The sequence below is a fragment of the Rugamonas apoptosis genome (assembly GCF_014042355.1).
GTDB classification, from domain to species: Bacteria; Pseudomonadota; Gammaproteobacteria; order Burkholderiales; family Burkholderiaceae_D; genus Rugamonas; species Rugamonas apoptosis.
Genome location: NZ_JACEZU010000013.1, coordinates 146,086 through 170,267, shown reverse-complemented (window position 1 = coordinate 170,267; position 24,182 = coordinate 146,086). Strand labels below are relative to the sequence as shown.

Genomic DNA, 24,182 nt, shown 5'->3' with positions numbered 1-24,182 from the left:
GTCATCGAATTCATCACTGGAGACTACCATGTACATTTCTCAAGACACCCACCCGAAAGCGCGCGTCAATCAGCTGATCGCGATGTATGGTGGAAACCACGCCAGCGCTGCCCACCTGCTGTGCGACCGGCATGACCCGACGACCGTGGCGTACCAGATAGTCGATGCCGATTTGTCGCTTGCAACGATCACCTATGCCGAACTGCGCACGGAATCGGAGCGATTCGCGGCCGCGCTCCACGCGCAGGGCATCCGGCAGGGCGACCGCGTGGCCACGCTAATGGGCAAAAGCCGCGCGCTGCTGGTCGCCCTGGTCGGGATCTGGCGCCTTGGCGCCGTGCACGTGCCCTTGTTCACGGCGTTCGCGCCGGCGGCCATTGCGATGCGCCTCGACGCCAGCGGCGCCCGGGCGGTCATCTGCGATCACGCCCAGCATTCCAAGCTGCACGGCAATGAAGACATGCCGGCCAACGCGCCATGGATCACGGTGGTGGCCGGCGCCGAACCGGGGGCCGTGGTGGCGGGCGGACTGCGCTTTGAAGACTTGATGGCCCGGGACCATCCTGCGGTCGAGGCGGCTGCGCTCGGCGCCGACGCACCGCTGATCCACATCTATACGTCCGGTACCACTGGCAAGCCCAAGGGAGTAATCGTCCCCTTGAAAGCGCTGGCCAGCTTCCACGCGTATGTCGAGTTCGGCATTGGCCTTCGGGCGGATGACGTGTACTGGTGCGCGGCCGATCCGGGATGGGCGTATGGCCTGTATTTCGGCGTGCTGGGATCGCTGACCACCGGTGTGCGCAGCGTCCTGCTGGGCGCCGCGTTTTCCGCCGAAACCACCTACGGCACGTTGCTCTTGTGCGGCGTCACCAATTTCGCGGCCGCGCCGACGGTGTACCGTTCGCTGCGCGTATCAGGTATGCCGGTGCCGGCCGGATTGCGGCTGCGCTGCCTGTCCAGCGCTGGCGAACCGCTCACGCCGGAAGTCAACGAATGGGCGATCGGCGCGCTCGGCATGCCGGTCGGCGATCATTTCGGCCAGACGGAGACCGGCATGTTGATCAACAACCACCATCACCCCATCCTCAAGCAGGATATCGTGCCGGGCTCCATGGGTGTTGCCATGCCGGGCTGGAAAGCGGCGGTGCTGGACCAGGATGCAGATAGGCCGGCCCCGAATGGCGTGGTCGGACGGATGGCGATCGACTTGTCTGCTAGCCCATTGGCCTGGTTCGGCGGCTACCTGAATGACGCGGAGAAAAGCGCGGAAAAATTCTCCGCCGATGGACGCTGGTACTTGACGGGGGACGCCGGGCGCATCGACAGCGACGGCTATTGCTATTTCTCGGCCCGCGACGATGACGTCATCATCATGGCGGGATACCGCATCGGCCCCTTCGATGTGGAATCGATCATCGTGACGCACGAAGGCGTGTCGGAGTGCGCGGTCATCGCCGTGCCCGATGCCGTGCGCGGCGAAGTCATCGAGGCCTTCGTCGTGCTGCGCGACGGCGTGAGTCCCACGCCGGCGCTGGCCTCCGAGCTCCAGCAATGGGTCAAGACCAAGTTCGCCGCGCACGCCTATCCCCGGACCGTGCATTTCGTCGACGGTCTGCCCAAGACGCCGAGCGGCAAAGTGCAGCGGTTCGCGCTGCGCAATCGGCGGCGCGAAGAACTTGCGCATGCTTGACAGCGTAGCCTTCGTATTTTGACTTCGACATTTCACATTGAAACGGGAAGGCACCATGATCAGGAACTTTGATAAGGCCATCAAGACGGGCTTGGCAGCCGTGGTAGTGGCGGGCCTGCTTGCCGGAGTGGCGCCGTCCGTCCTCGCGGCGCAAAAAGGGAGCGCCAATGAGGCGGTCGCGATGGTCAAGAGAGCCGTCAATTTGATCCGGACCAAGGGCAGGGAAAGCGCCTTCGCCCAATTTAACGCACCCGGCGGCCAATTTGTCGACCGCGACTTGTATATCGCTGTACTTGACAGTAAGGGAGTGATGGCGGCGCACGGGAATAATCCCCGGCTAATCGGCAAGTCGTTGATCGATATGCGCGATGCTGGGGGAAAGGCATTCATTAAGGAGCTTGTTGACGCGGCGCAAAGGAATGGCAGCGGCTGGGTGGAATACAAGTGGCCCAACCCTGTCAGCGGCGATATCGAATCCAAGTCCACCTACGTCGAGAAGGTGGATGACCTGACCGTCGCATGCGGAATCTACAAATAAAGCGGTCTCTGCGGCGCCGATACAGTAGACCGACAAGTTGCTTTCTTGCATACGTCGGCGACGCCATGCTCTGGCGATAAGGCACCTGAAAAAACCGTATAAACAGTATTTCTGCGTGTGCGGGTACTGGCAAATTTGTGCAGCAATATTGAAATTCCCGGGCATTGCCGGACCTGCGGTGCAACCGTATTCTTTCAGCACTGCCCACCAACTGTTATGAGGAACCCTATGAATACCAAGCAATCGATCCCGACCGTCAAACTGCTGATCAACGGGGAGTTTGTCGAATCGGCCAGCACCCAATGGCAAGACGTGGTCAACCCGGCCACGCAGCAGGTGCTGGCCCGCGTGCCGATGGCAACGGCGACTGAAATCGCAGCCGCCGTCGGCGCGGCCAAGAGCGCGTTCAAAGCGTGGCGCAAGACCCCGATCGGCGCCCGCGCCCGCATCTTCCTCAAGTACCAGCAATTGATCCGTGAAAATATACAGGAACTGGCTGCGCTGCTGACGGCCGAGCAGGGAAAGACGCTGGCCGATGCTGAGGGCGACATCTTCCGCGGGCTGGAGGTGGTGGAGCATGCCGCCAATATCGGTAGCCTGCAGATGGGCGAGATCGCCAACAATGTGGCCAATGGCGTCGATACCTTTACCCTGCTGCAGCCTATCGGTGTGTGCACCGGCATCACGCCGTTTAACTTCCCCGCCATGATCCCGCTGTGGATGTTCCCGATGGCTATCGCCTGCGGCAATACCTTCGTGCTGAAACCGTCCGAGCAGGATCCCATGGTGACGATGCGCCTGGTGGAACTGGCGCTGCAGGCGGGCATCCCGCCGGGCGTGCTGAACGTGGTGCACGGCGGCGCCGACGTCGTCAACGCCATCTGCGACCATCCTGACATCAAGGCGGTGTCCTTCGTTGGTTCCACTAAGGTCGGCACCCATGTCTATCACCGCGCCTCGCAAGCGGGTAAGCGCGTGCAATGCATGATGGGGGCGAAGAACCACGCCATCGTGCTGCCGGATGCCAACAAGCAGCAGACCCTGAACAACCTGCTCGGCGCCGCCTTCGGCGCGGCTGGCCAGCGCTGCATGGCCTTGCCGGTGACAGTGCTGGTGGGCGAGGCGAACAATTGGATACCGGAACTGGTGGAAAAGGCGCGCACGCTGAAAATCAATGGCGGGGCAGAGCCGGGCACCGACGTCGGCCCGCTGATCTCGTGTGCGGCCAAGAGCCGGGTCGAAAGCTTCATCGCCAGCGGCATCGAAAGCGGCGCGACCCTGGAGCTGGACGGTCGCCAGCCGAATGTGCCGGGCTATGCGGGTGGAAATTTCGTCGGCCCCACCATTTTCTCGGGCGTCAAGCCTGGCATGGCGATCTATGACCAGGAAATCTTTGGCCCGGTGCTTTGCCTGGTTCAGGCGGCCACGCTGGATGAGGCGATCGCTTTCATCAACAGTAACCCGAATGGTAACGGCACGGCGATTTTCACGCAGTCGGGCGCTGCAGCGCGCAAGTTCCAGGAAGAAGTCGATGCTGGCCAGATCGGTATCAATGTCCCCATTCCGGTGCCGGTGCCGCTGTTCTCGTTCACCGGCTCCGGCGCGTCCAAGCTGGGTGATCTGGGCCCTTACGGCAAGCAGGTGATTCTGTTTTACACGCAGACCAAGACCATCACCACACGCTGGTTCGACGACGACAGCGTGGCCGGTGCGGTCAATACCACTATTTCGCTGAAATAAGCGACCTGGGGAGGCCCTATGGATTTCGAATTATCGGAAGAGCAGATCGCTTTTCGCCAGGCGGCACGCGATTTTGCGGCCGGGGAAATGGCGCCGCTGGCGGCGCACTGGGATGCCGAATGTGTCTTTCCCGTGGACACCATCCGCAAGGCCGGTGAATTGGGCTTTTGCGGCATGTACTCATCGCAAAAGGATGGCGGCATGGGGCTGTCGCGGCTCGATGCGGCCATTGTCTTTGAGGAACTGGCCGCCGCTTGCCCGTCGACCACTGCCTATATGACGATCCACAACATGGTCAACTGGATGCTCGCGACCTGGGCCAGTCCCGCAGTGCGTGAACGTTGGGCGCCCCTGCTGGCAAGCGGGCGCAAGCTCGGTTCCTATTGCCTGACCGAACCGGGTGCCGGCTCCGACGCGGGGGCGCTCACCATGCGTGCGGAGCGCAAAGGCGGCTTTTACCACTTGAACGGCAGCAAGGCCTTCATTTCCGGCGCGGGCGCCACCGATCTGCTGATTGTGATGGCGCGCACCGGCGGCGCGGGACCGAAAGGCATCAGTGCTTTTGCCGTCCCGGCCGACGCGGCGGGCGTGGGCTACGGGCGCAAGGAAGTGAAAATGGGCTGGAACAGCCAGCCGACCCGTGTCGTCAGCTTCGACGACGTGCGCATTCCGGCCGATCATCTGCTGGCCGCGGAAGGGGAAGGTTTTCGCATCGCCATGCGCGGGCTCGATGGCGGCCGTATCAATATCGCCACTTGTTCCGTGGGCGCGGCACAGGCGGCGCTGGACGCGGCACGCCTGTACATGGGGGAGCGGCGCCAGTTCGGCAACCGCCTTGCTTCCTTTCAGCACTTGCAGTTCGAACTGGCCGACATGCAGACCGAACTGGTGGCGGCGCGGCAGATGGTGCGTCTGGCCGCCGCCAAGCTCGACGCGGGCGCCGCCAACGCGTCTGTCTATTGCGCCATGGCCAAACGCATCGCCACCGACATCGGCTTTAAGGTATGCGACCAGGCCTTGCAAATCCATGGCGGCAATGGGTATATCCGGGAATACCCGCTGGAGCGCTATCTGCGCGACGTGCGCGTGCATCAAATCCTGGAAGGAACCAACGAAATCATGCGCGTTATTGTCTCGCGCCATTTACTGGAACAAGAAACCGAGGAAATCCGATGAGCGACTATACCAACCTTGAGCTGGAAATTGCTGGCCATACCGCGATTGTCACGCTGGCCAACCCACCCGCCAACACGTGGACCAGCGACAGTCTGGCCGCGCTGACACGGCTGATTGGCGACCTGAACGCCAATCCGGAGATCTACAGCCTGGTGGTCACCGGCCAGGGAGAGAAGTTCTTTTCCGCTGGGGCGGACCTGAAACTGTTTGCCGATGGCGACAAGGCGGTGGCGCGTACAATGGCACGCCGCTTTGGCGAGGCATTCGAGGCGCTGTCGCAGTTTCGTGGCGTATCGATCGCCGCAGTGAACGGCTATGCCATGGGCGGCGGTCTGGAGTGCGCGTTGGCCTGCGATATCCGCATCGTCGAAACGCAGGCGCAACTTGCGCTGCCGGAAGCCGCGGTTGGGCTGTTGCCGTGCGGAGGCGGCAGCCAGAACCTGGCATGGCTGGTCGGCGAGGGCTGGGCGAAGCGCATGATACTGTGCGGCGAACGGGTCGACGCGGAAACTGCCCTGCGCATCGGCCTGGTCGAGCAGGTGGTCGGCACGGGAGAGGCCAAGCAGGTCGCCTTGGCGTTGGCGAGGCAGGCCGCTAAGCAAAGCCCATCCAGCGTGGCAGCCTGCAAGCGGCTGATCCAGGGCGCGCGTACTGGGGCGCCGGCGGACTGGTTGCCGGTCGAACGCGAACTTTTCGTCGACCTGTTCGATACCGAAGACCAGAAGGAGGGCGTCAACGCATTCCTCGGTAAGCGCGCGGCGCAATGGAGGAACCGCTGATGGGGGAGCGACTGAACCTGCCGGTACTGGCCGAGACGCTGGCAGCCGACAACGGCAGCCTGATCGGCGTGCTGACGCTGAACGCAGAAAAGACGCTGAACGCCCTGTCGCTGTCCATGGTGGACCTGCTGTCGGCGCAGCTGGCGGCCTGGGCCGACGATGAACGCATTGCCATGGTGCTGTTGCAGGGGGCGGGCGAGAAGGCGTTCTGTGCTGGTGGCGATCTGCATCAACTCTACAGCACGATGGTGGACCAGCGCGCGTCCGGCCAGGCTGGCGATGTACTCGCCAATGACTACGCCAACACATTTTTCGCCCGAGAATACACGCTGGACTACCGTATCCACACCTATCCGAAGCCGATACTGTGCTGGGGCCATGGCATCGTCATGGGCGGCGGTATCGGACTCATGGCCGGGGCCAGCTATCGCGTCGCCACCGAAAAGACCCGGCTGGCGATGCCGGAGACGGGCATCGGCCTGTTTCCCGATGTTGGGGGTTCATGGTTCCTGAGCCGCATGCCGGGGGGGCTAGGGCGGTTCCTCGCGCTGACCGGCGCGAGTATCAATGCCGCCGACGCGCGCTATGTTGGGCTTGCCGACCGCGTGCTGGCCCATGCCGACCAGCCGCAAGTGCTGGCCGCGCTGCGGCGGCAACCCTGGAACGGGGACCGCGCTCATAACCATGCGTTGCTGGGTGCTGTGCTGCGCGCCACCGAAGAGGCCGGCAGCTCCGCGTGCGCACAGGGTCCATTGCGACAGCACCGGGATCTGATCGATCAGCTGTGCGGGCGCGAGAGCCTGGAGGCGGTATTGGCCGCTTTCGCGGGCGTGCACAGCGACGAGCCCTGGTTGGTGAAGGCCCTGGCCGCCGTCACGCGGGCCGCCCCCGGATCGCTGGCGCTGACGTGGCGCTTGCAGGAGCGGGCACCGCGCCTGTCGCTGGCGGAGGTATTCCGCATGGAGTATGGCGCTGCGCTGCATTGCTGCGCCCACGGCGATTTCGCGGAGGGCATCCGCGCGCTGCTGATAGACAAGGACCACAGTCCGCGCTGGCGGTCTGCCGACAGCACCGGGCACTTCCTCGATACCCCGTGGCCGCCGCACGCGCATCCGCTGGCAGGCCTGGACAAATAATTACGGAGAAAATATGAGCCATATCGCATTTATCGGACTGGGCAACATGGGCGGGCCAATGGCCCAGAATCTGCTGAAAGCCGGCCATACGCTGAGCGTATTCGACCTTTCGGCCATTGCAACTAAAGTACTTGCCGACGCCGGCGCCCTGGTCGCCCCGTCCGCGCACGCTGCTGTCGACCAGGCCGATATCGTCGTGTCGATGCTGCCGGCCAGCCGCCATGTCGAAGGACTTTTCCTGGGTACCGAGGGCATCATCGGACGCATGCGTCCTGGCGCGCTGATCATCGAGTGCAGCACCATCGCTTCGCAATCGGCCATTGCGGTGGCTGGCGCCGCGACCGCAGCCGGGCTGGCGATGATCGACGCGCCCGTGTCCGGCGGCACCGGCGGTGCCATCGCGGGCACGCTGACCTTTATGGTCGGCGGCCCGGCCGAGGTGCTGGAGCGCGCCAGGCCGGTGTTGCTGGCGATGGGGAAAAATATCTTCCACGCCGGTGCGCACGGCGCAGGGCAAATCGCCAAGATCTGCAACAACATGTTGCTGGGTATTTTGATGGCTGGCACCGCCGAGGCACTGGCGCTGGGCATGGCCAATGGGCTGGACCCACGCGTGTTGTCCGACATTATGAGCAAGAGCTCGGGCCGCAACTGGGTGCTGGACGTGTATAACCCGATACCAGGCGTGATGGAGAACGTGCCGGCATCGCGCGGTTATACGGGCGGTTTCGGCGTCAACCTGATGTTGAAAGACTTGGGGCTGGCGGCGGAATCGGCGATGGCCGCGAAGTCGCCGGTACCGTTGGGTGAGCTTGCGCGCAACTTGTATGCGCTGCACAGCGGTAGCGGCGCGGGTGAACTGGATTTCTCCAGCATTGTGCAGTTGTTGCAAAGTAAAAAGGAGAAATGATGAAGATTCTCGTCCCTGTCAAGCGCGTGGTCGACTACAACGTCAAAGTACGCGTCAAATCCGACGGCAGCGGCGTCGATATCGCCAACGTCAAAATGTCGATGAACCCATTCGATGAGATCGCGATCGAAGAGGCCGTGCGCCTGAAGGAAGCGGGCAAAGTCACCGAAGTGGTGGCCGTGTCGTGCGGCGTGACCCAGTGCCAGGAAACCCTGCGCACCGGTATGGCCATCGGCGCCGACCGCGGCATCCTGGTGGAAACGGCGGTTGAACTGGAGCCGCTGGGCGTGGCCAAGCTGCTCAAGGCGCTGGCCGACAAGGAACAGCCACAGCTGATCATCCTGGGCAAGCAAGCCATCGACGACGATTCCAACCAGACCGGCCAGATGCTGGCTGCCCTGCTGGGCTGGCCGCAAGCGACCTTCGCCTCGAAAGTGGTGCTGGAAGACGGCAAGGCGACCGTTACCCGTGAAGTGGACGGCGGCCTGGAAACCCTGTCGCTGACCCTGCCGGCCATCGTCACCACCGACCTGCGCCTGAACGAGCCGCGCTATGTCACGCTGCCGAACATCATGAAGGCCAAGAAGAAGCCACTGGACACCGTCATGCCGGAAGACCTGGGCGTGGACGTGGCACCCCGTCTGAAGACCCTGAAAGTGGCCGAGCCAGCCAAGCGTTCGGCCGGCATCAAGGTGCCGGACGTCGCCACCCTGGTCGCAAAATTGCGTACCGAAGCCAAAGTCATCTAAGCGCGGCCTGGCCGTCCATCGCAAGGGGAAGACCCTGTATTGTTGATGCGGGCCGCAGCCTGGGCCGCCTCAAGAGGGTATGACTCCGGTTCCAGCGCCGCTGGTTAAACAAAGAGGAAGAATCATGGTCGCATTAGTCATCGCCGAACACGACAACGCTAGCCTGAAGGGCAGCACCCACCACACCGTCACCGCAGCCGCCCAGTGCGGCGGCGACGTCCACGTCCTGGTCGTCGGCGCCAACGCCGGCGCGGCAGCCGCCGCCGCCGCGCAGATCGCCGGCGTGTCGAAAGTGATCTTGGCCGACGCGCCACACTTCGCCGACGGCCTGGCCGAAAACGTGGCCGGGCAAGTACTGGCCCTGGCCGGCGCCTACCGCCACATCCTGGCCCCTGCCACCGCCTACGGCAAGAACATCGCCCCACGCGTGGCCGCCAGGCTGGACGTGGCCCAGATCTCGGAAATCACCAGGGTCGACTCGCCAGACACCTTCGAGCGTCCTATCTACGCCGGCAACGCGATCGCCACCGTGCAATCGTCGGACAAGGTCAAGGTCATCACCGTGCGTACCACGGGCTTCGACGCCGCTGCCGCCACCGGCGGTTCGGCCGCCACCGAAATCGTGGCCGTTGTGGCCGATTCGGGCAAGTCGGCCTTCGTGGGTCGCGAACTGGCCAAGTCGGACCGTCCTGAGCTGACCGCCGCCAAAGTCATCGTTTCCGGTGGACGCGGCATGGGTTCGGGCGAAGCGTTCAAGATACTGGAACCGCTGGCCGACAAGCTGGGCGCGGCCATGGGCGCCTCGCGCGCCGCCGTCGATGCCGGCTACGTGCCGAACGACTGGCAAGTGGGCCAGACCGGCAAGATCGTCGCGCCTACCCTGTACATCGCCGTCGGCATCTCGGGCGCCATCCAGCACCTGGCCGGTATGAAGGACTCGAAGACCATCGTCGCCATCAACAAGGATCCGGAAGCCCCGATCTTCTCCGTGGCCGACTACGGCATCGTGGGCGACCTGTTCGAAGCGGTACCGCAACTGGTCGCAGAATTGAGCGCGTAACCTATCCGGGAACATTGATGAGAATTATTTTGTTGGGCGCCCCTGGCGCCGGCAAAGGCGCCCAGGCCGCATTCTTGAAAGAGCGCTTCGGCATTCCCCAGATATCAACCGGGGACGTGCTGCGTGCCGCGGTCGCGCTAGGAACGGAGTTGGGACTGGCGACAAAAAAATGGATGGATGCCGGCGCCCTGGTGCCGGACGAGGTAATCATCGGGCTTGTCAAAGAACGGCTTGCGTAAAGCGACTGTCAGCAGGGGTATCTGTTTGATGGTTTTCCACGTACGATCCCGCAGGCTGATTAGACGCGTCCATCCGGCATCTGGCACGCGTCCATCCGGCATCGGGCGTCGCTACCCCATCCGGTTTAATCCGCCGAAAGTGCAGGGCGTTGATGACGTGACGGGCGATGCGCTGGTGCAGCGTGAAGACGATACGGCCGTGACGGTAAAAAAACGGCCGGAAATCTACCATGCACAGACGGCACGGCTAATTGCCTATTATAACGACTGGGCGGCCTCCGGTGATGTGGCCGCTCCGGCATATCAAAAGATCGCCGGGGTGGGACCGGTCGAACTGATCTGTGCGCGGGTGCTGGCCATTTTGCAGCCGCCGCCGCGCTAATTATCGGCGCCACTGCTTGCGTTGATTGCCGACATCGCTGAATCAGGCAAAGTGGGCGGAGCGGCAGTGGAACTGGCGCTTGAGCGGCCACATCCCAGTTTCTCGGAAAACGCTACTGCTCCAGCCGCATGTCCCGTATGCGCGAGCCATTGCGATCAACATGGCGTACGTTGATTTGATCAGGATGATGGCGACCGCAACTTCAATCCGATTATCCGTCAGTCGCAAGATAACGACGTAGCGTTGCAAGAGTCACGGCTGAAAGGGGATCTCCGCAATTCCTCAACTGCTGCAAATATTTCGTTGACGACAGATCCTTGAGACACTATCATACCAAAAAATGACAACGTTGGACATTTTGGGTTGACCCCCATTTGCACCGGCGTGTAACTTAGCAAGGAGACAGTGTGGCAACGATTCACGATGTGGCCGAAAAGGCCGGCGTGTCCATTAAGACGGTATCGCGGGTACTCAACGGCGGTACCGAAGTTTCTCAAAAGACCCGCACCCGCATTGAGCAAGCCATGCGCTCGCTGGAGTTTGCGCCGTCGGCGGCGGCTCGCATGCTGCGTGGCCGGCCCACCGGCTTAGTGGCGGTCATCGCAGAGAAGTTGACCACGACCCCGGATTCGTCCGAGATCATCAAGGGTATCCAACTGGTCTGCGAAGAGCAGGGCAAGATGCTGCTGATCGGTGAAACGGGCGGCAACGCGGCTATCGCTGACCGCCTGGTGGCGGACATGCGCGAACGGCGCGTCGAAGCGATCCTGTTTGCAACGCCATTTCACCGGCAAGTCACTGTGGAACCGTTGCTGGGTAGCACGCCCACTGCGCTAGCCAACTGCTTTGAAGTGCCCGGCCGCTATACCCAGGTCGTCCCGGACGATGAGGGCGGCGGCTATGCTGCAGCGCAAATCGTGCTGCAGGCCGGCCACCGCAAGATCGCCTTTCTGCAGCTGATCCCCGGCATGGTAGCGACTGGCCTGCGTTTGCGCGGTTTCCAGCGCGCCATGCAGGAACATGGGGTACCTCCCAACGCTGCATGGCTGATTCATGGCGCGGAAGCGGGGGACGCGGACGAATTCGCGCATCTGAACGATGCCGTCGACCGTCTGTTCGCCAGCGGCGACCGACCTACGGCCATCCTGTGCGGTAACGATAAGATGGCGATGCGCGTCATCTTCATTCTGCAGCGGCGCGGCTTGCGCGTGCCGGCTGACGTCTCCATCGTCGGCTTCGACGACTTCCGTCTGATTTCCGAGGCGCTCGATCCCGGATTGACGACGGTCGCCTTGCCTTACCGTCAGATCGGCGAATTGTCGGCACGCCGCGCATTGGGGCAAGCGCCGGAACCTGCTGGCACCATCCAAGTTCCATGCCTGCCAGTCATGCGCGGCACGGTGGGCGCTCCGCCGGCCGCATCCGGCAAGGGTGCCAAGTCATGAAAAGCCTGTTCAGCATCGTGCTGGCCCTGACGGTGGCGCAATTGCAGGCCGCGCCGGTGGAGATCCGGGTGTGGCGCCACGACACCGGCGACGCCGATATGGCGGCCGGCAAGGCGGCGGTCGAACGCTTCAACCGTGCACAGGACCACTGGAAAGTGGTGGTCGAGGCCATTCCGCAAGGTTCCTACACGGAGTCGATCACTGCCGCCGCCATGGTTGGACAGTTGCCGTGCGTGATAGCCATGGATCAGCCCACGGTACCCAATTTCGCCTGGGCCGGCCACGTGCGGCCGCTCGATGGCCTGCTGCCGGCCGATGCCTTGGACAAGCTGCTGGAAGGCGGGCGCGGCACTTACCGTGGCAAGCTGTACAGCGTCGGCCAGTTCGACGTGGCGCTGGCGTTGTACTCGCGCCGCTCGCAACTGGCCGCGCTCGGCGTGCGGGTGGCCACGATCGACCAACCATACAGCGCGGCCGAGTTCCATGACGTCCTGGCCAAGGCAAAGCTGAGCGGCCACTACCGCTTTCCGCTCGATCTTAACGGACGCTTCAAGGGCGAATGGGTCAGTTACGCATTTGCCCCCTGGCTGCAAAGCGCGGGCACGGACCTGATCGATCGCGGCAATTACTTGCGCGTGGACGGCGTACTCAATAGCGACGCCGCGATCGGTGTCGGCCGCTACTACGGCCGGTTGTTCAAGGACCGTCTGGCCGAGCGTCATCCCGCCGACGAAAAGGCGTTCGAGCAGGGGCGCGCGCTGTTTCACTACACCGGCTCCTGGAAGGCGCGCGAATACGGCGAACGGTTCGGCGCGGATCTGGTGGTGATGCCGCCACCGGACTTCGGCCACGGCCCGAAAATCGGTGCGGCATCCTGGCAGTGGGGCATCACGCGCAGTTGCCGGCAGCCCGAGGGGGCGGCGGCGTTTTTGGCGCACCTGATTTCGACGCCGGAACTGGCGGCGGCCTCGGACATGACCGGGCTGGTGCCCGTGAGCGCCGAGAGCGCCGCGCTGACGCGGCATTACCGGCCGGGTGGCGACTGGCGCATCTATTTTGAATTCGCCCGGCGCTACGCGGTGCCGCGGCCTGCCACGCCGGCCTATCCGGCGATGTCATCCGCCTTTGAACAGGCCATGAACGATATCCGCAGCGGCAAAGACGCCGCCGAGGCACTGGATCAGGCGGTCGAAGCAACGGAGCACAACCTGGCGCGCAACAATGGCTACGGCTTTGTCGCCGGCAAGACGAAGGAGGGCTTATGAAAATCAAACTCGGCCAGGACAGCCCTATTGCGGTAGCGCTGTTCGCGTCGCCCGCGCTGCTGCTCTTCCTGTTGTTCGTGGCGCTGCCGATGCTGCTGGCGGCCGGCGCCACGTTCACCAATCACCGCCTGGTGTCGCCCGAACCGACGCGGTACGTAGGATTGGAAAACTACCGTCGGTTGCTGGCGCTGGAACTGGCCGTGATCGAGCCGCTGCGCGACACGCAAGGCGCGGTCCTGCGCGACGAGGATGGCGTGCGCTATCCGACCTGGCGCCAGGTGCGCAAGGCGCAGCCTGCGCTGGACGGTTATCGTGAAGCGTTCCATCTGGACCTGGGCCAGTCGCGTATCGTGCTGGCTGCCAGCGATCCGCTGTTTTATCGCGCGTTGATCAACACATTCCTGTTCGCGGCGATGGTGCTGCCGCTGCAGTGCGGCGCGGCGCTCGGCCTGGCGCTGCTGGTGAACCAGAAGGTACGCGGTCGCATTCTTTTCCGCACCCTGTACTTCGCGCCGGTGGTGACCTCGATGGTGGTGGCCTCCATCGTCTGGACCTTTCTGCTCAATACCGACCGCGGCCTGCTCAATGAACTGCTGCGCGGCCTGCTGCATGACCCCAACGCCGGCCCCGACTGGCTGGGCGACAGCCACTATGCCTTGCCGGCCATCGCGCTGATGTCGGCCTGGCAGGGCGCCGGCTTCCAGATGCTGGTCTTCCTGGCCGGTTTGCAGTCGATCTCGCCGGAGTTGTACGAGGCGGCCACCCTGATGGGGGCCAACGCCTGGCAGCGCTTTGTGCATGTCACCCTGCCGGGCTTGCGCAATACCATCATCTTCGTGCTGTTGTCGACCACCTTGCTGGCATTTGGCCTGTTCACCCAGGTCGATGTGATGACCTCCGGCGGACCGCTGGATTCGACCGCGACGGTTGTATACCACGCGGTGCGCAGCGGTTTCAAGGAGCAGGACGTGGGCTACGGCTCGACCATCACCCTGGTGTTCTTTGCCATCGTGCTGGCCTTGTCGGTAGTGCAGCGGATGCTGGTTTCGAAAGGAGAATCCAAATGATGCCGATCTGGCACAAGAGGCTGCGCGGCGGCCTGCTGTTTGCGGCGATGAGCGCGCTGGGCGTGCTGTTCGTCGCCCCCTTGCTGTTCATGTTCATCAGCTCGTTCAAGAGCGACGACGCCATTTTTGCCAACCTGAGCAGCTGGTCCGCCTATCTGCCGTCCGCCGCCTGGTCCGCGCGCAATTACCGGGCCGTGTTCGAGAAGAGCGACTTGCTCTCGTTCATGTTCAACTCCACGGTGATTTCGGCGCTGATCGTGGTCGGCGGCGTGCTGGTCAACAGCATGCTGGCCTTCGCTCTGGCACGCCTGCGCTGGCGCGGCAGGCAGACGGTGCTGGCGCTGGTGGTGGCGCTGCTGGTGGTGCCGTTCGAGGTCATCGCCATTCCACTGCTGTCGCTGGTGGCGCAGTTGCCCTGGCCAGCCATCGAGCAGGGCCGGCTTGTGCTGCACAGCGGCTGGTTCAACAGTCTGCACGTCCAGGTCATTCCCTTTCTCGCCAATGCGTTCTGCGTATTCCTGTTCTATCAGTTCTTCCGCGACATCCCGCCGGAACTGGACGAGGCGGCGAAGATGGACGGCGCCGGCCCATGGACCGTGTACGCCAGGATCATCATGCCCAACAGTGGCCCGGTGATCGCAACGGCCGCCATCGTGCTGTTCATCTCGGCCTGGAACCAGTACCTGTGGCCGATCATGGTGGTGCAAGGCGAAGCCTTCCGGCCCGTGCAACCTGGCATACAGCAGTTTTTTGGACGCGCCAATTCGTGGGGCCAGATCATGGCCTACGCATCGGTCATCACTCTTCCCGTGCTGGCGGTATTCCTGGCTTTCCAGCGGCAATTTGTCGCCTCGGTGGCGGGAACCGGCATCAAGGGCTAACTTTGGACGCATCATGACATTGAAACTCGACGATAAATACATCTGGGACTTCTGGCATTTCGCCGAAAACGGCGAGCAGCATCTGTTCTTCCTGCAGGCCGACCGTGCCATCGGCAATCCGGACCTGCGCCACTGGAACGTCTCCATCGGACACGCGGTGTCGTCCGACCTGCGCAACTGGACCGCGCTGGGAACGGTGTTCGGCCCGGCGGCCAGTCCGGCATGGGACGACTACACCACCTGGACCGGCTCGGTGATCCAGGCCGAGGGTCGCTACCACCTGTTCTATACCGGTACCTGTCGTGCCGAGAACGGCATGCGCCAGCGCATCGGCCACGCCACGTCGGACAGCGTCAACGGTCCCTGGGTGCGCGTCGGTAGTGGCCTGGCATTGGACCTGGACGAACAATACTATGAGGAATACGCGGCGGGACGCTGGCACGACCGCGCGTTGCGCGACCCCTGGGTGCTGCCACAGAAGATAGATGGCGTCTACCACATGTTCTACACGGCGCGCCGCAACGATGGCCCGCTGTACGAGCGTGGCGTGGTCGGGCATGCCGTGTCGCCCGACCTGGTCCATTGGAAGGCGACGGCGCCGGTCTACGACGGCGGCCACTACGGACAACTGGAGGTGCCCCAGATCTTCGAGCGCGACGGACGATGGTACTGCGTGTTCTGCAATATCGCCGATCACTGGTCGGAGGCGATGCGCGCGCAGCATGGGGGAGGGGTATCGGGCACCCATTATCTGGTCGCCGACCATCCACTCGGTCCCTGGCAGCCCGCGCCGGGCTTCCTCGACGGGGCCTTGCCATGCCGCCGTTACGCGGGGAAAATCCTGCGTGATCCGCTGACGGGCAAAGACTGCCTGATGGCCTTTGCCGACACCGGCGCCGACGGCCAGTTCGGCGGCTATATTGTCGATCCGATTCCGCTGCGCCTTGAGCAGGGCCGCTACGGCATCGATGATTTTTTGGGTGAAAAATGACAACGATAGACAATGCATGGCGCAGGGTGTGCTTGGCCACGCTGCTGGTGGCCGGGCTGGCGGCGCAGGCAGTGACGCCGCCGCTGGCGCACTGGTCGCTGGACGAGCAGACCGGCAGCGCGACCGCCGAGGCCCGGTCGGGCCGTCGCGACCCGGTCCATTACGTGTTCAACCACGCGCGCTATAAGCCCGACTCGGCGCCGCAGTGGCGTTCGTCCACCAACTGCATCCATCAGGGTTGCCTGTTGTTCGACGGCTATTCGACCGACGTGACCGCGCCGGCGTTGACCACGGCCCAGCTGGAACAAGGCTTTACGCTCAGCGCGTGGGTCGCGCCGCATGCCTTCGAATGGGGCGACGGCGGGCATTACTCGGCCTTCCTCAGCCAGTTCGACGGCGAGGCCAAGCAGGGCTTTTCGTTTGGCGTCTATCGCTTCGGCACCTGGGGCATACAGCTCGGTTTCGGCAACGCCATCGTCGACGTGCGCGTCATGCAGCAAAAGCTGCCGCGCGACACATGGTCGCACGTGGCGGCCAGCTACGACCCGGCCAGGCACCTGGTCGCCCTGTTCCTCAATGGCGAACGGGTGGTCAATGTGGCGGCGCCCACTGACGGCGCATTCAGCATGCCGGACCGGCCGCTGACCATAGGCCGTCATACGCAACCGGAAACGGTCGGTGGCGTGTTCCAGCTCAATACCTTCCTCGGCCTGATGGACGAGGTGCGCATCAGCGCCCAGCCGTCCGAGCCGGCCATGCTGGCGCAGCAGGTGGCGGCCGATCTGGCGCCGCATGGGGGCAGCGCGCCGCGTCCGGCGCCCGCCGCATTGACCATCGCCGCGTCCACCTTCGACGGCGACCGCGACCGCCCGCAGTATCACCTGATCCCCGACGCCGGCTGGATGAACGAGCCGCACGCACCGTTCTACTATCGCGGCCAATATCACCTGTTCTTCCAGAAAAATCCGTTTGGACCATTCTGGCATCAGATCCACTGGGGCCATTGGGTCAGTCGCGACCTGGTGCACTGGCGCGAGCTGCCCATCGCCCTGACGCCGGAAGACGACGGGCTGGCGCCCGATGCGATCTGGTCCGGCAGCGCGAGCTATGCCGCGGACGGCACGCCGGTGCTGTTTTTCACCGCCGGCAATGACGCTGCAAGGCCCAACCAGCGTACCGGCATGGCGACCCCGCATGACTTGGACGATACCGACCTGGTCCGTTGGGACAAGTATCCGACGCCGGTCACGCTACAGCAGGAAGGCATGGGGCGCTACGGCGAATTCCGCGATGCCTTCGTGTTCCGCGACGGCGCCAAACAGCGCTGGTTCCAGCTGGTTGGCTCGGCGCTGCCCGGGGGCAGTGGCACCGCGCTGGTGTATGAATCGTCCGACCTGCGCCACTGGGCGCCGCGCGGCCCGCTCTTTTCCATCGACGTCAAACAGCATGCAGGTTTCGACCGCACCTGGGAGTTGCCGGTACTGCTGCCCGTCGGCCGCGGCGCGGACGGCCGCGAGCGGCACGTCTTCCTGACCGACGTGCACGGCCAGGCCTATTACTGGATCGGGGTGTTCGACCCAGCCACCGCCCGCTTCACGCCGGACGTGGCGGCCCCGCGCGTGTTCGATGTCGGCCAGGGGCACTTCTCAGGACCGAGCGGCTTCGTCGATCCGGCGACCGGACGTACCATCGTGTTTTCCATCGCCCAAGGCGAGCGCTCGTTGCAGGCCGAATGGGATGCCGGATGGGCGCACAACGGCGGTTTGCCGGTCACGCTGGCGCTGGGCAGCGACGGCGATCTGCGGCTGGCCCCGATCAGCGAACTTGCCAGCCTGCGACGCCAGCCCTTGCTGGACCTGCGCGACACCAGTGTGGCCGAAGCGGCCGCCGCCCTGGAAAAGCTGCACGGCGACACGCTGGAAATCGAACTCGAATTGGCGCCAGGGACGGCTGCCGGCCGGCGCGGCGTGAGCGTGCGCGTGGCGCCTGGCCAGGCCGAGCACACCGACCTGTATGTCGACACCGCGCGTCAACGCCTGGAAATCGACCGCAGCCGCACCAGCACCAAACAACCCTACGGGGTGCAAGGCGGCGCCTTCGACCTCGGCGCCGAGCACCTGCGTCTGCGGCTGTTCCTGGACCGCTCGATGGTGGAGGCCTATGTCAACGAGCGCAAGAGTCTCACCAGCCGCGCGTATCCGGCGCGACCCGATGCCGATGGCCTGGCGCTGCTGGCCGCCCCCGGCGACCGGATCGTCTCGCTCAAGGTATGGGCAATGGACACGACAACGAAGAGGAATTGACATGGCAACCATCACATTGCAGGGCGTGGGCAAGACTTACCCAGGCAAGGACGCACGCTACATTCTGCAAGGCGTCGATTTCACCATCGCGGACGGCGAATTCGTGGTGCTGGTCGGCCCGTCCGGCTGCGGCAAGTCCACCTTGCTGCGCATGATCGCGGGGCTGGAGGAAATCAGCGCCGGCGAAATCCGCATCGACGGCGAGCGCGTCAACGATACGCCGCCCGCCAAGCGGGGGCTGTCGATGGTGTTCCAGAGCTACGCGCTATACGCCCACATGAGCGTATTCGAGAATATCGCCTTCGGCCTGCGCCTGGCGCGCACACCCAAGGCCGAGATCAAGTCGGCGGTGCACGCCGTGGCCAAGATGCTGCAGATGGAGCACCTGCTGGAGCGGCGGCCGCCGCAACTGTCGGGCGGACAGCGCCAGCGCGTTGCGATCGGCCGGGCCATCGTGCGCAAACCGCGCGCCTTCCTGTTTGACGAGCCGCTGTCGAACCTGGACGCGGCGCTGCGCGCCGACATGCGGGTGGAGATCGCCCGCCTGCACAAGCAGCTGGCCGCCACCATGGTCTACGTCACGCACGACCAGGTCGAAGCCATGACCTTGGCGGACCGCATCGTCGTGCTGGGGCCGGCCGGAGTGCAGCAAATCGGCGCGCCGATGCACCTGTACGAGCGGCCCGCCAACGTATTCGTGGCCGGCTTCATCGGCAGCCCGAAGATGAATCTGCTGGCCGGCACGCTGGCGCCGGGGCGCTTGCGTCTCGGCGAGGCATTCCTGCCTTGGCAGGCGGCCGAAGAGGGGGCGACGCCGGTGGCCGTCACGGTCGGCATCCGGCCCGAACACCTGGTGCCTGATGCGGATGGGGCGATCCAGGGGGAAGTGTTGCTGGTCGAGCGGCTGGGCGCGGAATCGTATGTTCATCTCGGCGTGGCCGGACTGGAACGGCCGTTGATGGTGGTGGTGCAGGACGAGCCGCCGCTTGCCGGCAGCAGCTGGCGGGTCAGCCCGGCCGCCGGCAAGGTGCACGTGTTCGATCAGGCAGGGCAGCGCATCGAAGCGCGCGTGCCAGCAGAAACTGACAGTAGCAACGCCGGCGTGTCCGGCATATCGGAGGCGGCATGATCATCGTTTGTGGCGAGGCTTTGTTTGACGTGTTCCCGGATGGCGATCACGCGCGCGGTTACGCGCTGTCGGCCAGGGTCGGCGGCTCGCCGTTCAACCTGGCGATCGGGTTGGCGCGACTGGGTGCGCCGTCGTTGTTCTTTGGCGGTCTGTCGGCCGACCTGTTCGGCCGCAAGCTGGCCGCGACGCTGGCAGGCGAGGGCGTGGACATCCGTAGCGCGCCCCGGCCCGCGGCGCCGACCGCGCTGGTCATGGTCGACCTGGACCCCGATGGCGTGCCGGACTATACCCTGTACGGCACGGCGACGGCCGATCGGGCGGTGGCGGCGGACGATCTGGCGGCCCTGCCATCCGACGCCGCCGCGGTCCATGTCGGCTCCTATTGCATGGTGGTGGAGCCAGTGGCGTCGACGCTGCGGGCGCTGGTGACGCGCCAGCGCGGTCGCAGCCTGATCGCCTTCGATCCCAATGTGCGGCTGACCATTGAGCCCGACCGGCAGCGCTGGATCGACGCCATCGCCTGGATGTTGCCGGTAACGGATCTGCTCAAGATCAGTGACGAAGACATCGCCCAGCTCTACCCGGACCTGGCGCCACAAGCTTTCATGGAACTGGCGCTGCGCAGCGGTGTGGCGCTGGTGGTGGTTACCCGTGGCGGGGAGGGCGTGCTGGCGGCGACCGCCGCGCTGGCGCCGCTGGCACTGCCGGCGCTGACGGTGGATGTGGTCGATACCGTGGGGGCCGGTGACACTTTCCAGGCCGCGCTGCTGTCCTACCTGGCGCGGCACGCCATGCTGACGCGCGCTGCGCTGGAGGCGCTGGACCGGCAGGCCCTGCAAGCGGCACTGCGCTTTGCCGCGCGGGCGGCGGCCATCACCTGTTCCCGGCGCGGCGCGGACTTACCTCGGCTGGAGGAGGTGCGAGCGGACGATTAAGTAACTGAAGCAGGAATGACAACGTTAGACAGCCAAGAGCTATCACCCAAGCGGCGGTTGAGCGCCGATAATCATAAAAGGAGATGCAACATGACTTACTCGATCACCCGTTACCTCGCCCGTTCGGCGGCACTGGCCATATGCCTGGCGCCGGCGCTGGTGTTCGCCCAGCAGCAGAGCGGCGCGGCAGCCCCGGCCCAGCCAAACGCCGAGGCCAGTGGCGCGGATCCGTCGGCCGTCGTCATCGTCACCGGCGTGACCAAGACCACGACCAAGAAGAATGCGACATTCTCGATCAACACCCTGGGCGGCGAAGAGATCCAGCGTCTGGCGCCCATGAGCACCGCCGACCTGCTGGCCAACTTCCCCGGCATCTATTCGGAGGGCAGCAGCGCGGGCGAGGCCAGCAATAACATCACGGTGCGCGGCCTGCCCGTCACCGGTGGCTACCGCTTCGCGCCGCAGTTGATCGATGGCTTGCCCGCCTACGAGGAACCGGAAGCGCCATTCATGAACAACGACGTGTTCATCCGCGACGATCTGATGACCGACAGCGTGGAGGTGGTCAAGGGCGGCCCGGGCGGCATCCTGTACTCGAACGGCCTGGGTGCGACGGTCAATCACGTCACCCGCACCGGTGGCGACCATCTGGCCGGCGGCTACAAGATCGAATACGCGGACTACGGCTTTATCCGGCAGGACGCATTCGTTTCCGGCCCGCTCAGCCCGAACCTGACGGGTGCGGTGGGCGGCTTTTACCGCCGCAGCAACGGCATCCGCGACACCGGCTATACCGCCGACCGCGGCGGCCAGGTACGGGGCAACCTGGTCTACACCAGCGACGACCACATGACCACGGCGCGCGCCGACGCGCTGCTGATCAACGACCGCACCGCGTTCTACCAGAACCTGCCGATTTCCGTGCCGCGCTTCAACGCCAGCGGCACGCCGGCCAACCCGACCGTCATCAAGCAGGACACCATCCAGCCCCTGGGCATCGACTTTGCGCATGGCACCACGGCGTCGCCGTACAATCGCACCTTCAATATGATGGGGGAGTACGGTAGCCGCACCATCGACCAGGCCGACGGTATCCATCCGGACTTCAGGATGCTCACGCTCAGCGGTTCGCACGAACTGGCCAATGGCTGGAAGCTGTCCTCGGGCTTGCGCTATACGACTGGTAGCAATGGCTTCAATGCCGTGTTTACCGGCAATGACACTGCCACGGCGTCCAATTTCCTGAATGCCCGTTACCAGAACGACGTGATCTCGCCGGCCCATGGCGCGGCGCTGGGCTGCAATCTGAACAATGCCAAGCTGATTGGCTACTTCAACGTCCCGGCCAGCAATCCGTGCGCGGCCTTCGCCAACATCAGCCGCGACGACTTTATCCGTAAATACGCCAAAGCCACCGGCGTGGTCGGACACTACCTGAACGACGGCTCGCCGGTGCCCGGCACGGCTACGTTGAACTTCGCGGTACCGTTCATCGCCAATGTCGACGCCACCAGCACCTCGCTCGACCTCAAGGCTCAGAAGTCGTTCCAGTTGCAAGGTACCCACGACCTGACCATGGGCATCTACAAGAGCCGCTACAGCTATGCGCCCAACTTCCAGGCCGGTTTGCTGGTCACAGACGTGGCGGCGCGGTCGCGGCCGGTGGAGTTGACGGCTGTCGACGCCCAAGGCCAGCAGGTTGGCCCGAGCCTGACGTCCGGCAGTGCGATCCTGCCTGGCTGGTTTGGTTTCGTCAGCCAGATCCATGGCGATGGCAACGCGGCCTATCTGCTCGATCATTGGGAAACCATGGGCAACAAGCTGAAGATCGATGCCGGCGTGCGCTGGCAAGACCTGAAGGCGGATGTGGTGCGGCGCGACCGCAACACGACGGTCGACCTGACGCCGGCCGGGACGGTGGTCGGCTCGACCCAGGACACGGCTGCCGATAACGAGATCAGCTTCCCCGGCGCGCCATCCACGCTGAACAAGACCTACCATGGTCTGGGCTGGTCGCTGGGGGGTAATTACAGCTTCAGCAAGGCGCTGGCGGTGTATGCCCTGGCATCGAATTCGTTCCGCTTGCCCAGTCTGCAGGACTTGAATGACCTCGCCGTCGCCGGGGCCACGGTGGTCAACGGTAAGCAGGTGGAGGTCAGCGCGGTCGAGCATATCCGCCAGTATGAGATGGGCCTGCGGTATTTGACACGTGGCTTCGGCGCCTCGGTGGCTGTGTTCTACAATAATTTCTCGCCACGCAGCGCGGTCAATGTCTACAAGGATATCCAGTCCGCGTCCTGCGCAACGCAGGGGGGCGTCACGCAGATCAATTCGTGCCCGGATGTCGCGCAGCTCTACAAACGCGGCGTACAGAACGTGGGCACCGAAGTGGAATTGAGCTGGCGTCCGGCGGCGCTGGCAGGCCTGGAATTGAAGGGGAATGTGGTGCTGCAGAATCCCAAGGTCACGGGCGCCAACTACACCATCACACAGGAAGACAAGGATGCGCAGGGTGTGATCACGGGCTACCACTACGTGCCGATCAGCGAAGACGGCCGCCGGCCGCGCCGGCTGCCGAAAGTCATGGTCAACCTGATGCCATCATATGACCTGCTGAGCCTTACCGGCGTGCCGGTCAGTCTGTACGCGCAGTACCAGTACTATGGCTCGCGCTTTTCGGAGGCGACCGACAACAACGTGACGTTGTATCCGGCTTACCACATCATCAACGCGGGCGCGCAATATCAGATTTCCGAACGCCTGAGCGCGCATCTGCATGTGGCTAACCTGACCAACCAGCTGTCGTTCACCGAGGGTGATCCCTTGTTCAGCGATCTGCTGTCGCCGGATGGGACGCGCAACCGGGGCGTAGCGCGTCCCTTGTTTGGCAGAACTGTACGGTTCAGCTTGTCTTACATGTTCTAACGCTAGGCATTGGGGCAATGGTTGACGATCTGCCGGCATGGCCTGTCGCCGACAGATCGTCAATATGACCTTCAGCATTGGAGGGCTGGTCCGGCAAGTTGCATGGGCAGAGTCCGTTCGCGGAAACGGGCGCCTCTATCCGATCGTTGTCCGGAGCCTCCGCAGGCCTTGGCGCGCTTTACAGCGCGCCTTTTTTTATTCCGGTCGTTGATCGGGTATTCGATTTTGACGAATTGCGTCCCGCACTCGATTATCTTGCGACAGGAAGACGCTTCGGCAAGATGTATGTATATCCACATCTGAGTTGTGGCGACCTGGCGGCCCGACAAGGTGGACGGATCAGATTGGGAACGCTCAAAACCACTGTCGTCGAGGGCGGCCCAACCAAGGGGGACTGCCTGGTGCAAATTGGACGCCACCGACATCGGCTTGAGCACGAATTCACCTCGCCGTAATCGCGCTACGTTCAGATTCATTGCATATCCCTTAGAAGACGTGGCATTCGGAGCATTGGACAGAGCTCAATATAAAAATCAAACCCGGGCCTGCCGACTACGGAAGAATGCCGCGTCTCTGCCGCGCAGCGGGGCGTTGTAAGTGAATTCTGAATTCTCTAGTGGCGATTTTTCTTCGGCCGCATTGGGGCCGCCGCGCACTGATGACGACTTACCTCAACATCCCACAGCGCCCCCATCGGTGTCCCGTACTTCGGCCACTCCATCCTTTGACAGCCAATGCAGGATGGATTGGGCCGCTCAAGGAAGGCGGACTGCCCAACCGACGTTTGTATGCGGAATACCCGAGGAAATTTGCCCTTGACTTAAGTGAAACATAATTCTAGT

19 protein-coding genes and 1 pseudogene are annotated in these 24,182 nt (G+C 63.8%); 19 read left to right on the top strand and 1 reads right to left on the bottom strand.

Annotated elements, in window-relative coordinates:
* The first annotated feature begins 28 nt into the window (after positions 1-28).
* The 19 genes and pseudogenes from H3H39_RS23165 (at position 29) to H3H39_RS23075 (ending at position 23,340) form a co-directional block, all read left to right on the top strand.
* The gene (locus H3H39_RS23165; protein ID WP_182156749.1) at positions 29-1,690 is read left to right on the top strand and encodes an AMP-binding protein; all 1,662 of its coding nucleotides are present in this window, start codon (positions 29-31) and stop codon (positions 1,688-1,690) included.
* A 55-nt stretch (positions 1,691-1,745) separates the two neighbouring features.
* Positions 1,746-2,228, top strand: coding sequence for a cache domain-containing protein (locus H3H39_RS23160; protein ID WP_182156748.1), 483 nt, complete (start codon positions 1,746-1,748; stop codon positions 2,226-2,228).
* 228 nt (positions 2,229-2,456) lie between these two features.
* Positions 2,457-3,968: a CoA-acylating methylmalonate-semialdehyde dehydrogenase gene (locus H3H39_RS23155; RefSeq protein WP_182156747.1), complete on the top strand. Its 1,512-nt coding sequence runs from the start codon at positions 2,457-2,459 to the stop codon at positions 3,966-3,968.
* 18 nt (positions 3,969-3,986) lie between these two features.
* The gene (locus H3H39_RS23150; RefSeq protein ID WP_182156746.1) at positions 3,987-5,144 is read left to right on the top strand and encodes an acyl-CoA dehydrogenase family protein; all 1,158 of its coding nucleotides are present in this window, start codon (positions 3,987-3,989) and stop codon (positions 5,142-5,144) included.
* Positions 5,141-5,923, top strand: coding sequence for an enoyl-CoA hydratase (locus H3H39_RS23145; protein WP_182156745.1), 783 nt, complete (start codon positions 5,141-5,143; stop codon positions 5,921-5,923). The genes H3H39_RS23150 and H3H39_RS23145 overlap by 4 nt, the downstream gene beginning before the upstream one ends.
* An 11-nt stretch (positions 5,924-5,934) precedes the next feature.
* Positions 5,935-7,059, top strand: a complete 1,125-nt coding sequence (locus H3H39_RS23140) for an enoyl-CoA hydratase/isomerase family protein (protein WP_220461654.1) — start codon at positions 5,935-5,937, stop codon at positions 7,057-7,059.
* 13 nt (positions 7,060-7,072) lie between these two features.
* Positions 7,073-7,969, top strand: a complete 897-nt coding sequence (mmsB, locus tag H3H39_RS23135; protein ID WP_182156744.1) for a 3-hydroxyisobutyrate dehydrogenase — start codon at positions 7,073-7,075, stop codon at positions 7,967-7,969.
* A complete protein-coding gene (locus tag H3H39_RS23130; protein WP_182156743.1) occupies positions 7,969-8,718 on the top strand; it encodes an electron transfer flavoprotein subunit beta/FixA family protein in 750 nt (249 codons plus the stop codon). The genes mmsB and H3H39_RS23130 overlap by 1 nt, the downstream gene beginning before the upstream one ends.
* Positions 8,719-8,842: 124 nt before the next feature.
* The gene (locus tag H3H39_RS23125) at positions 8,843-9,778 is read left to right on the top strand and encodes an electron transfer flavoprotein subunit alpha/FixB family protein (protein WP_182156742.1); all 936 of its coding nucleotides are present in this window, start codon (positions 8,843-8,845) and stop codon (positions 9,776-9,778) included.
* Positions 9,779-9,795: 17 nt separating this feature from the next.
* A pseudogene (locus H3H39_RS23120) lies at positions 9,796-10,399 on the top strand (nucleoside monophosphate kinase).
* A 407-nt stretch (positions 10,400-10,806) separates the two neighbouring features.
* On the top strand, positions 10,807-11,844 hold the full coding sequence (locus tag H3H39_RS23115; RefSeq protein ID WP_182156741.1) for a LacI family DNA-binding transcriptional regulator: 1,038 nt from the start codon (positions 10,807-10,809) through the stop codon (positions 11,842-11,844).
* Entirely contained in the window at positions 11,841-13,109 is a 1,269-nt protein-coding gene (locus tag H3H39_RS23110; RefSeq protein ID WP_182156740.1) for an extracellular solute-binding protein, read from the top strand. The genes H3H39_RS23115 and H3H39_RS23110 overlap by 4 nt, the downstream gene beginning before the upstream one ends.
* On the top strand, positions 13,106-14,176 hold the full coding sequence (locus tag H3H39_RS23105; protein ID WP_182156739.1) for a carbohydrate ABC transporter permease: 1,071 nt from the start codon (positions 13,106-13,108) through the stop codon (positions 14,174-14,176). The genes H3H39_RS23110 and H3H39_RS23105 overlap by 4 nt, the downstream gene beginning before the upstream one ends.
* The gene (locus tag H3H39_RS23100; RefSeq protein WP_220461642.1) at positions 14,173-15,057 is read left to right on the top strand and encodes a carbohydrate ABC transporter permease; all 885 of its coding nucleotides are present in this window, start codon (positions 14,173-14,175) and stop codon (positions 15,055-15,057) included. Before H3H39_RS23105 ends, H3H39_RS23100 begins: the two co-directional genes overlap by 4 nt.
* A gap of 13 nt (positions 15,058-15,070) precedes the next feature.
* Positions 15,071-16,048, top strand: a complete 978-nt coding sequence (locus H3H39_RS23095) for a family 43 glycosylhydrolase (protein ID WP_182156738.1) — start codon at positions 15,071-15,073, stop codon at positions 16,046-16,048.
* 32 nt (positions 16,049-16,080) lie between these two features.
* Positions 16,081-18,351, top strand: a complete 2,271-nt coding sequence (locus H3H39_RS23090) for a GH32 C-terminal domain-containing protein (protein ID WP_182156737.1) — start codon at positions 16,081-16,083, stop codon at positions 18,349-18,351.
* Position 18,352: 1 nt separating this feature from the next.
* Complete coding sequence (locus H3H39_RS23085; protein ID WP_182156736.1) at positions 18,353-19,480, top strand: ABC transporter ATP-binding protein; 1,128 nt, start codon at positions 18,353-18,355, stop codon at positions 19,478-19,480.
* Positions 19,477-20,415: a carbohydrate kinase family protein gene (locus H3H39_RS23080; RefSeq protein WP_182156735.1), complete on the top strand. Its 939-nt coding sequence runs from the start codon at positions 19,477-19,479 to the stop codon at positions 20,413-20,415. Before H3H39_RS23085 ends, H3H39_RS23080 begins: the two co-directional genes overlap by 4 nt.
* Positions 20,416-20,505: 90 nt before the next feature.
* On the top strand, positions 20,506-23,340 hold the full coding sequence (locus H3H39_RS23075) for a TonB-dependent receptor (RefSeq protein ID WP_182156734.1): 2,835 nt from the start codon (positions 20,506-20,508) through the stop codon (positions 23,338-23,340).
* Positions 23,341-23,411: 71 nt separating this feature from the next.
* Here the strand turns inward: H3H39_RS23075 and H3H39_RS23070 are convergent, their stop codons facing one another.
* A complete protein-coding gene (locus tag H3H39_RS23070; protein ID WP_182156733.1) occupies positions 23,412-23,816 on the bottom strand; it encodes a hypothetical protein in 405 nt (134 codons plus the stop codon).
* Between the last annotated feature and the right edge of the window lie 366 nt (positions 23,817-24,182).